Raw genomic sequence first — 9,622 nt, forward strand, 5'->3', positions numbered from 1 at the left:
TTTTCCTGCTTTTTGTTACTTAAAATAAAATAGCTAATTATTGACGTTTAAGTTCGATAACACCGCTAATAGTATTCATCTCTACGCTAGCATCAGTGCCATTAGTATTAAACTTAATTCCACTTGCTGGGCCATATTTGGCTTTTTGTACTTGATCGTTAGTTAACTGGTTGTCAATTTTACCGCCAGCGTGTGCTTCAACCTCAAATTGTGCTGATAAATCAGCAGGGAAATAAAACGCAGCGTTACCACTAACAGATTCAAAACTCACATCAGCATCACTCAGAAGGCGGTTAATTTGTACCTTAACTTCGCCGTTAACGGTGCTTATTTGTAATTCTTTAATTGTATCGAAATTAAAGTTAATATCGCCATTTACGTTTTCTAAGCGAATATCATTGGCCGTCGAGTTTGATGTAATATCGCCATTAACCGCACTAAAACGAACTTCACCGCTAGATTGCTGATCATCAATCGAACCATTAACAGTTTCAAATTGAACTTTACCATTAAGTGCTTTTGCCTTAATGTCACCATTTACAGTGGTCAGCTTAATATCGCCATTAAGATCGTTTACTGTAATAGCCCCATTAACTACATCAATTTCAGTACCTTTTTGTAACTCTTTGGCCGTTATAGATGCATTAACACCCACAAATTCTAGCGCACTACTTTTTGGCATAAAAATAGTGAGCGTTGAGCCATTGTTGTTATTATCCCAATTAGAAAGTTCAGGCATTTTCACAATAAACTGGGTTTTATTACCCTGTGTTTTAAGTGTGTAGCCTTGTGCCTTATCATCAAGTTCACCGGTTACTTTAAATTGATTTTTATCCCAACCTGTCACTTTAATATCACCACGCTGGTTTTCAATGTGGATCACCCCAGCATTGGGTACCTCAATTTGCTGATCTATTTTTTCACCAGCAAATACGGCCATGGGTAATAAAGCGATCCCTAATATTATTGCTTTCATTTATTTCTCCTAGATGTGTTGCCAACGCGGTGCATGCACCTTGTTAATTAAGTCGAGTTGTTGTTGATAAACTTGCGCTAACATAGACAATAGCGCCTTGTTTTTCGGTTCATTTTCAAGAGTTTGCTTTATTGCTTGCTCTGCATCTTCAAGTTCTTGTAACTGCACTTGCCAGTTGTCGGTCAATGCTGCTTGGCTTTGATATTGCACTAGTAAACTTTGTTTTTGTTTAGTAAAAAACTCACTCATTGCCACTGCAGTATTTGCCTCTGGTACTTTAAATAACAACACTGTACTCACTAAAGCCGCGGTAAAACATGCAGCAATGGCGGTGAGTTTTGGCCAATATTGATTGCTATTAATAGCGGGCTGATTATTAGCTATTATTGCGCGCTCAATCCCATCCCACAGTTCTTTTTTTGGTGGAATATTTTTATCTAACTGGGTTAAAGACTCATTTAAGTAGTCATCAAAATTTGTTTTACTCATTTTCATACCACTGCTTTAATAGTTGCCTTGCACGATGATATTGCGCCTTACTAGAGCCTATCGCCATGCCTAACAGGGTTGCAATTTCCTCATGCCTATAACCTTCTACTGCATAAAGCACAAATACCATTCTTGCGCGCTCAGGCAGTCTAACAATTAATTTATCTAGCCCGTTTAATCCGTTACAGTCATGTGCAGCTTGTTCATCCATTCCGCTTTGCTCAAAGCTAATTACTTTATTAAGCCAATGTTTTTGCCTGCGCACATAACTAATAGCAATATTACTGGCGACACTGTAAAGCCAAGTGGAAAACTGCGAACGTCCATCAAATTGCGCTATTTTGTTCCATACTTGCACAAACACTTCTTGGGTAGCATCTTGCGCATGGCCCTCATCGGCTATTAGCCTCAGGCATAAGCCGTAAACTTTTGCTTTATGCATGTCATAGAGCGCTTTATAGGCTAACTGGTCGCCGTTTTTAACTTGATCAATAAGCATTTGCTGCACTTGATCAGTTATTGGCTGATTAGCGTCCATTAACATCGCAAATTTTTCCTGTTTATAATTATGTAATTGCAATTTAACTTATAAGACGCGCAGAAGAATAGAAAGGTTTAAATGAAATAGAAAATATTTGTAGAAAATGAAGCTTTATTTTAGAAAAGTGTTTAATTTTACCCACAACAAACAATTTATTGCTTTGGGTTATAAATTTTAGACACAAAAAAACCGTGCAAAGCACGGTTTTTTTAGCTTAATATTTAAAATTAAGCTTCAGCAATAACGATTACTTTAATAGTAGCTGTTACGTCTGAGTGTACTGCGATTGCAACGTCAAATTCGCCAGTCTCACGGATAGTACCTAGAGGTAAACGAACTTCTGATTTAGCAACTTCAACACCAACAGCTGAGATAGCGTCAGCGATGTCACGAGTACCGATTGAACCGAATAATTTACCTTCGTCACCAGCTTTAGATACTAATGTAACTTCTGCTAATGCTTCAAGTTTGTCAGCGCGTGCTTGTGCTGCAGTTAACTGTTCAGCGATTTTTGCTTCTAGTTCTGCGCGACGTGCGTCAAACGTTTCAATGTTTGCTTTAGTTGCAGGAACTGCCTTACCTTGTGGGAAAAGGAAGTTACGTGCGAAGCCAGATTTAACTACAACCTGGTCACCTAGGCCACCTAGGTTAGCGATCTTATCTAGTAGAATAACTTGCATGTTTCTACACCTTTTAAAAACGTGTTAATCCGCTGCTTACTTATGTAAGTCAGTGTATGGAAGAAGGGCTAAGTAGCGAGCACGCTTAATAGCAGTTGCTAGCTGGCGCTGGTATTTAGCGCTAGTACCTGTGATACGGCTAGGTACGATTTTGCCACTTTCTGTAACATAGTTTCTAAGAGTAGCTAGATCTTTGTAATCGATTTGTTGTACGCCTTCCGCTTTAAAGCGGCAGAACTTACGACGTCTGAAATAACGTGCCATGAGATTAATTCCTCAAATAATTCTTTCTATATGCTGAGCATGCAAAACCAATTGGCTAAGGCCGTTACGACCTTCGTGGCGATTTAAAAAACCACTCACTTGCAATGCCTGCCCAACGTGCAAATGTTGAGTCTGTTGTTGCATTTGCTTACCACTGGCAACCACCTGAAGCCTAACATAACTATTACGGTTAAGATCTGCTTCAACTTGCATTGATTTATGTTCTACAACAAAAATACAATGCGGTATGCCCGCGGGGCTTTGGCTAAACTTGGGTGTTTTACAAACTACCCCCGATATAACCAGCTGATTCGTATATGGGCTAACCATTATAGTAACTGCTGACTACGTGCCATGCTAGGACTCAAAACAATTAAGCAGCTGGTGCTTCTTTCTTCTCTTCTCTTACAAGAGGAGACGCTTCAGTTACAGCGTTTTTAGTACGCATAACTAAGTTACGAAGCACTGCATCGTTGTAGCGGAAAGTAGTTTCTAGCTCGCTGATTACTTCAGTTGGTGCTTCAACGTTCATAAGAACATAATGAGCTTTATGAAGCTTGTTGATTGGGTAAGCCAGTTGACGACGGCCCCAGTCTTCAAGACGGTGGATAGTACCACCTGCTTCAGTGATAGAACCAGTATAACGTTCGATCATACCAGATACTTGCTCACTCTGATCAGGGTGAACCATGAATACGATTTCGTAATGACGCATGGATATTCCTTACGGTTAATAGAGCCTTCTACCGTTTCGGCCGGTCGGTTTAAGGCAAGGAATTAATAGTTTAAAAGCCGAAATGAGCGCGCATTTTACGCTTAGTAGGATAATTAAGCAAGCAGGTTTTTTAAGCTTTGATAGATAAGTGTTAAAGGTTTCGGGTTTCGGGTTTCGGGTTTCGGGTTTCGGGTTTCGGGAAGATATTATTGGATGCTCCCTTTATATCAATAAGTAAAATAAAGATAAGTGTTTAATATTTACTAGGTAGGCGCCGAGCTTGCTCGCGTGAAAGCGTAGCTTTTATACCTAACAGTTAATTCAAGTTAAATTTTTTGCGCATTAAAAACACTTTTTACTGCTAGAGTGGGATTTATTTATTAATTCTATTAGATATAAATCCAGCTTATATGTTTCTAAAAAGTTATTGTCATAAAAATCGCGTATGCACTCTTTCAAAAATTCACTCTCTGTAACCTTTGACAAAGTTTTGTATCTAGATTGATAGAAAATGAAAAGCCCCTTTAAAGCTAGGTTTCCACCTAGCGACTTAACTAGCTCCTTATATAAGAGTAATCGAAGTTTTTTGTCCGTAACTGAGGAAATAAACTCAAAAATATTTATAAAGTCTCTATCAAAACTTTTAAGAAAGGTATTATCCGTTAAATAGATAAACGCTATCATTTTATTATAGATGGTTTTAATCAAATCCCTCTCATCATTAGATAAAATAACAAATTGAAATGCTTGAAACTCTTTACAATAATTTTTACTACAATAAGCCGATAGATGTTCGAAAACGCCCACTCCATATTTAGCCTTAATATCATCTTGATTAATCAGTTTAGGGTCTTTTATGAGGTAGCTAAAATCAGATAGCTTAGATCTAAAAATACTCTGATTCACATCTTTATTCTTTGATGGAATATCCTTTACGTTATTGTTTTGCAATGACTCAATAAACATAGGCAGAGTTTCTTTTACCTTTTCAAAAAGTAAAACGTCAGTTTGAGTTTTCATAAGCGTTCTTGTTTCTGATAATTCTTTTTTACTCGTCTGCCAAGTTTTATATAAAAGAAAAATACTGGTAATTAAGAGTATAGGCTGAAGCATATTATTCAGATAAGTGGCAGTATTAACCCAACTAGAAATATTTTTATTATTTATTAAATCAATTCCAAAAGTTGCGATATAAAGCCCGATAATAATTATACAAGAGACTACCAACAGACAGAAAAGTAGGAAACTCGAGGTATTATATTTAAATTTTTTTCTCATTTATCTTCCTGATAACCTTATTACTATCCATAAAAATGCTAATAACTGGCAGCTAAAAACTAGCTACTTCATCCGTTGGGTTTCGTTTCACTCTTCTCAACCTTAATCACTTCCCTATCGCTTCTTTGGCGAAAAGGTGCTTTATTGGACCAAGGTTATCAACGAGTGAAAGCCCTACTCCCCGAATCAGCTTTTTAACTGGGTTTGCACCTTCAAACAGCTCTTTTAGTCCTTGCATCATGGCGATGTGTTTTTGTGCGTCGAGCTTGCGGGTACGTTCGTAATCACGCAGTGTCCGCGTACTGGCAAATTCTTTGGCGTCTTGACTTAGTAGCTCAATTAAATAAGCGGCATCTTTTAGGCCCAGGTTCATACCGAGCCCTGCTAATGGATGAATGGTATGCGCTGCATCGCCCATTAAAACCACCTTGCCATTAACCCATTGTTGGGCGTAACGCATTTTAAGTGGGAATGCAACGCGCTTACTTTGCACTTCACATAAACCACATTGGCCATCTATGGCAGCCATAACTGCTTTATTAAAGGCGGTGTCGTCCATTGCTAACAATTCATCACAATGATTGGGGCTGGTTGACCACACAATTGAATGAGTATGCACATCGCTTAGTGGTAAAAACGCTAGTGGCCCAGTTGGTAAAAACACTTGGCGTGCGGTATTTGCGTGTAACTCTTTGGTTTTAACTGTCGCTACTAACGCATGGTGATCGTAATCTTTAAAGCTCAGCGCCATATTAAACTGTTTACGAATCGCTGAATTTGCGCCATCAGCCGCCACCAGCAACTTAGCAATAATAGGTTCGCCAGTTTTTAAATTAATAAATACATCAGACTCACTTTGATGTATTTGCTGATACTCAGTATCAAACATGAGTGTGGCATTACTTTGTTGCTCAAGCTCTTTTATTAATGCAAAGCGAATAATGTCGTTTTCAACAATGTGCCCTAAATGCTCAAGCTCAAGCTGCTCGTTATTAAAGGCTATTTTACCAAAGCTATCGGCATCGCGTACATCCATGTGCGTATAAGCACAAGCACGCTCAGCTATTATGTGTGGCCATACATTTAATTGCTCCAGCAAGGTTTGGCTGGCTATACTTAGTGCGCTAACTCGTAAGCCATAATCATCACTCGGTGGAGCTTGAGTTGGCGCAGCATCTAACACAGCCACGCTAATATTCGCTTTAGCAAGCCCGAGCGCCAGCGTTAACCCAACGCAGCCACCACCCACTATACAAACCTGTACTTGTTTCATAAACGTGTACCTTGTTTAACTTGACCCATTAATTGTTTTGCTAATGGGGCTTTTAATGCAGGGAATAAATCCATTGAAAATAGCCCAATACTTCGACCAAGCGCTAACACCCGTGATGAGTTTGAAAAAAGTCGAACCAAGGCATCGGTCAATGTCATTACGGTTTTTATATCATCGCTGCGCTTGATTGAATATTGACGAGTAAAAGCATAGCTACCTAAATCATGTTCACTGTTTGCAATTAAGTTACTCAGCACTTGTACATCTCGCAACCCTAAATTAAAGCCTTGTCCTGCAATAGGATGAATTGCGTGTGCCGCGTTGCCTATCACCACTGCCCGGTGCGTCGTTAACGATTCTATTTGCCCATAAACTAAAGGGTAACTAGCGCGCATACCGGCTTTTATAAACTGTCCTGCACGATAACCAAAGGCAGTTTGCAGCGCACTTATAAAGTCTGGTTCACTTAGCGACATATACTGCTCAATATGTTCTTGGCGCATACACCATACTAACGAATAGCGGTTATTACTCATGGGTAATAAAGCCATTGGGCCATTTTGGGTAAACCGCTCAAACGCCTGATGATGGTGTCCACCAGCGACTTCTATATTGGCAATAATCGCACCTTGTTCATAAGGCTGGGTATTGAAGCCGAGCCCCAATAAATTACGAGTTGGCGACTGTGCACCGTCGGCAATCACCAACAGCTTGGCACTGAGTTTTTCACCACTTTGTAGTGTAAGTTCATTACTATCGGCGTTTTGTTTTATCGCTGTTACGCTATCTGGGCAAAAAAGCGATATGTTTGATTGCATTAAACGCTGATGCAGCGCTCTGCCAAATGGGTTTACCTCTACCACATAACCTAATGAGGGTTTTGCAAACTCATCACACTGTATATGGGTTTTACCAAAGTGTCCTTTGTCTGACACACTCACTTTTTTTATGGCCGCAGCATAGGGAGCGTTCATTTCAAATAAATTGAGGCTTTGTAAATACTCTACCGACTGCTGGGCAAGTGCGATACTTCTGTCATCAAAGCTTGGATGATAATCAGTGGTTACTTGATTCGCTTCAATTACAGCAATATTTAAGCTGGGATTTTTTCTACTTATACTTAGAGCACAACTTGCGCCGACTAAACCACCACCAATTACTACAATATCAAACTGCTTAGCCACTTTTATCTCCAAGCTTATGCGTTTTTAGCGCTTTGCATTAACGCTTCTATTTCACTAATTGTTTTAGGCACGCTAATGGTTAAGTTGTCGTGACCTGAATCAGTTACTAATAAGTTATCTTCAATACGAATACCTATACCTTGGTATTTTTGAGGCGCATTTGAGTCTTTACTAATATACAGCCCAGGCTCAATGGTTAGCACCATACCCGGCTCTAAGACACGCTCTTGGTTATTAACCTTGTAATCGCCCACATCATGAACATCAAGCCCTAACCAGTGACCAAGACCATGCATGTAGTATTCTTTACAGGCACCTTGTGCCATTAACTCATCAAAATCGCCGGTTAAAATACCTAAATCAAGTAACCCTTGGGTTAGTACTTGCATAGCGAGTTTATTTGCCTGAGATAAAAGGCCACCGGGTTTTATTTCGCTAAATGCGATTTCTTGCGCTTTAAGTACAATATTATAAAGCGCAGCTTGCTCAGTGCTAAATTTACCGTTAACGGGGAAGGTACGTGTTATATCGGCGGCGTAGCCTTGTAGCTCACAGCCTGAATCAATCAGTACTAAGTCGCCATTGTTTAATACGTCGCTATTTTGGGTGTAGTGCAAAATATTGGCGTTATCGCCACTGCCGACAATAGTGCCATAAGCAGGATGTGGCGCACCGTTCATTGCATAGTGATGATGAAGCTCTGCCTCTAGTTGAAACTCGGTTGCGCCAACGTGGGAAAAACGCATGGCTCGCATGTGTGCTCGAGCGCTTATTTCACAGCCCTCACGCATAATGTTAATTTCGCCTGGCGATTTAAATAAGCGCATTTCATGCAATAAAGGGCGAATATCTTTAATTGTACTCGGTGCTGTATCCCCTTTTTTAGGGGCACTGCGCAAAGTGTTAAGCATTGAAAATACTTTGCCATCAAAGGCAGGATACTTCCCTTGTGCATAAAATAAAATCTGTTGGCCGTTCACCAAATTCAATAATTGTTCATTTAGCTCACTAAGTGCATAAGTTTTGTCGAATAAGTATTCGCTTTGTGCTTTTTCAAAACCAATGCGTCTGCCGTGCCATACCTCTGCAAGTTTGTCTTTATCTAAGCAAAATAATAGTGAGGGTGTATCACTGTTTTTGCAGAGCACCAACACGGCATCGGGTTCGTTAAAACCAGTTAAGTAAAAAAAGTCACTGTCTTGTCGAAACGGATAATGAGTATCACGGCTACGCGTGAGCTCCGTTGCAGCGGGAATTATAGCAATACTGTTATTATCCATTGCCGCCAATAAACGCTCGCGGCGCGCTTTAAACTCTGACTTTTGTATTTCAACCATTAATAACTAACCCATTACTTTTATTGTGTTGCTCAATTAATGCAGTGTTTTTTTGTTGCTTTGTGGATTTTGCTCTTTGCCAAGTTCAGCAAAACACAGTAGCGCCGATACGCGGACGTACTCAATCACTTCATGCAGTGCTTGGCTATCTTCTTCGGTTTCTTCAAAGGTTGTATCTAGGCGTGTAATCTCACTAAAGTCGCTGATCACTTCTTTTACATCTGCCGACAGCTTGCCATAATCTTTTTGCTTTAAGCCAAAACCCAACATAAACCCAGCTACCCATGATACGAGCCCGTTAGCCTGATCGATAAGTGTTTCGTCATCACTAGGTAAAAACAAGTCAAATTGAAACTCTTCGTTATTAAAACTTTCAACTACTTGTTGATAAATTTGGCCAAAAAACTGTTTTAAATCGTTGCTAAACGACTCGCCATCATTAAATACATCGCTCAGTAAGCCTAAGTATTCTTTATCGTCAATGCTTAGCCCACAAGCAAGTAAGCCGCTAATAACGCCATGCGCTTCTGCGGGTGATACAAATATTTCATTTTTCTCTAAAAGAAGTTGGGCTTTTTCGTAATCTGGTAAGTTATTCATAATGACGTCTTCGCTTTGCTAATTAAAGCAATGCTACCACTCGATAAAAAGCAACTCCAATGAATTCTATGACTGAGGTCAAAAGCAAGCGATTGAAAAGCAAATTGAGCTCAAAAAGCAATCTTAAAAGTAAATACAAGATTAGGGTCTGTTGACCCTTCAAGGTTAAATTTGCAGCAGTCTGTTTGGTATTTAGGCAAGGCAGAGCCTATGTGGTGTGGTTATTCCCCATAAATAGGCGATAACGCAGCATCAATGCCAAACAGGCGCTGCCCGAAGGGTTCT

At 39.7% G+C, this 9,622-nt stretch carries 12 protein-coding genes; all 12 read right to left on the bottom strand.

The genetic code is table 11. The features are described from left to right. Positions 1-37 precede the first annotated feature (37 nt). The 12 genes from P3J6_RS00825 to P3J6_RS00880 all read right to left on the bottom strand — a co-directional run bounded on the left by P3J6_RS00825 (position 38) and on the right by P3J6_RS00880 (position 9,337). The gene (locus tag P3J6_RS00825) at positions 38-976 is read right to left on the bottom strand and encodes a DUF4097 family beta strand repeat-containing protein (RefSeq protein WP_138605250.1); all 939 of its coding nucleotides are present in this window, start codon (positions 974-976) and stop codon (positions 38-40) included. 9 nt (positions 977-985) lie between these two features. After that, on the bottom strand, positions 986-1,471 hold the full coding sequence (locus P3J6_RS00830) for a hypothetical protein (RefSeq protein ID WP_171039586.1): 486 nt from the start codon (positions 1,469-1,471) through the stop codon (positions 986-988). Then, the gene (locus tag P3J6_RS00835) at positions 1,458-2,009 is read right to left on the bottom strand and encodes an RNA polymerase sigma factor (RefSeq protein ID WP_138605252.1); all 552 of its coding nucleotides are present in this window, start codon (positions 2,007-2,009) and stop codon (positions 1,458-1,460) included. The genes P3J6_RS00830 and P3J6_RS00835 overlap by 14 nt, the downstream gene beginning before the upstream one ends. A 224-nt stretch (positions 2,010-2,233) precedes the next feature. After that, a complete protein-coding gene (gene rplI / locus P3J6_RS00840) occupies positions 2,234-2,686 on the bottom strand; it encodes a 50S ribosomal protein L9 (RefSeq protein ID WP_008110407.1) in 453 nt (150 codons plus the stop codon). A 36-nt stretch (positions 2,687-2,722) separates the two neighbouring features. Further along, the gene (gene rpsR, locus P3J6_RS00845) at positions 2,723-2,950 is read right to left on the bottom strand and encodes a 30S ribosomal protein S18 (protein ID WP_002962753.1); all 228 of its coding nucleotides are present in this window, start codon (positions 2,948-2,950) and stop codon (positions 2,723-2,725) included. 12 nt (positions 2,951-2,962) lie between these two features. After that, positions 2,963-3,280, bottom strand: coding sequence for a primosomal replication protein N (gene priB / locus P3J6_RS00850; RefSeq protein ID WP_008466122.1), 318 nt, complete (start codon positions 3,278-3,280; stop codon positions 2,963-2,965). A gap of 43 nt (positions 3,281-3,323) precedes the next feature. Next, positions 3,324-3,665 carry a 30S ribosomal protein S6 gene (rpsF, locus tag P3J6_RS00855; protein WP_008110420.1) on the bottom strand — a complete coding sequence of 114 codons (342 nt, stop codon included), beginning with the start codon at positions 3,663-3,665 and terminating at the stop codon, positions 3,324-3,326. A gap of 342 nt (positions 3,666-4,007) precedes the next feature. Continuing rightward, positions 4,008-4,943, bottom strand: a complete 936-nt coding sequence (locus P3J6_RS00860) for a hypothetical protein (protein WP_109875300.1) — start codon at positions 4,941-4,943, stop codon at positions 4,008-4,010. Positions 4,944-5,049: 106 nt separating this feature from the next. Beyond that, positions 5,050-6,216: an FAD-dependent monooxygenase gene (locus tag P3J6_RS00865; protein ID WP_198522015.1), complete on the bottom strand. Its 1,167-nt coding sequence runs from the start codon at positions 6,214-6,216 to the stop codon at positions 5,050-5,052. Next, positions 6,213-7,400, bottom strand: coding sequence for a 2-octaprenyl-6-methoxyphenyl hydroxylase (ubiH, locus tag P3J6_RS00870; RefSeq protein ID WP_198522016.1), 1,188 nt, complete (start codon positions 7,398-7,400; stop codon positions 6,213-6,215). Before ubiH ends, P3J6_RS00865 begins: the two co-directional genes overlap by 4 nt. A gap of 14 nt (positions 7,401-7,414) precedes the next feature. After that, on the bottom strand, positions 7,415-8,737 hold the full coding sequence (gene pepP / locus P3J6_RS00875) for a Xaa-Pro aminopeptidase (RefSeq protein WP_138571386.1): 1,323 nt from the start codon (positions 8,735-8,737) through the stop codon (positions 7,415-7,417). A gap of 36 nt (positions 8,738-8,773) precedes the next feature. Beyond that, positions 8,774-9,337: a UPF0149 family protein gene (locus P3J6_RS00880; protein WP_008110427.1), complete on the bottom strand. Its 564-nt coding sequence runs from the start codon at positions 9,335-9,337 to the stop codon at positions 8,774-8,776. Between the last annotated feature and the right edge of the window lie 285 nt (positions 9,338-9,622).

It is taken from the genome of Pseudoalteromonas sp. 3J6 (assembly GCF_903995135.1).
Classification (GTDB): Bacteria; Pseudomonadota; Gammaproteobacteria; order Enterobacterales; family Alteromonadaceae; genus Pseudoalteromonas.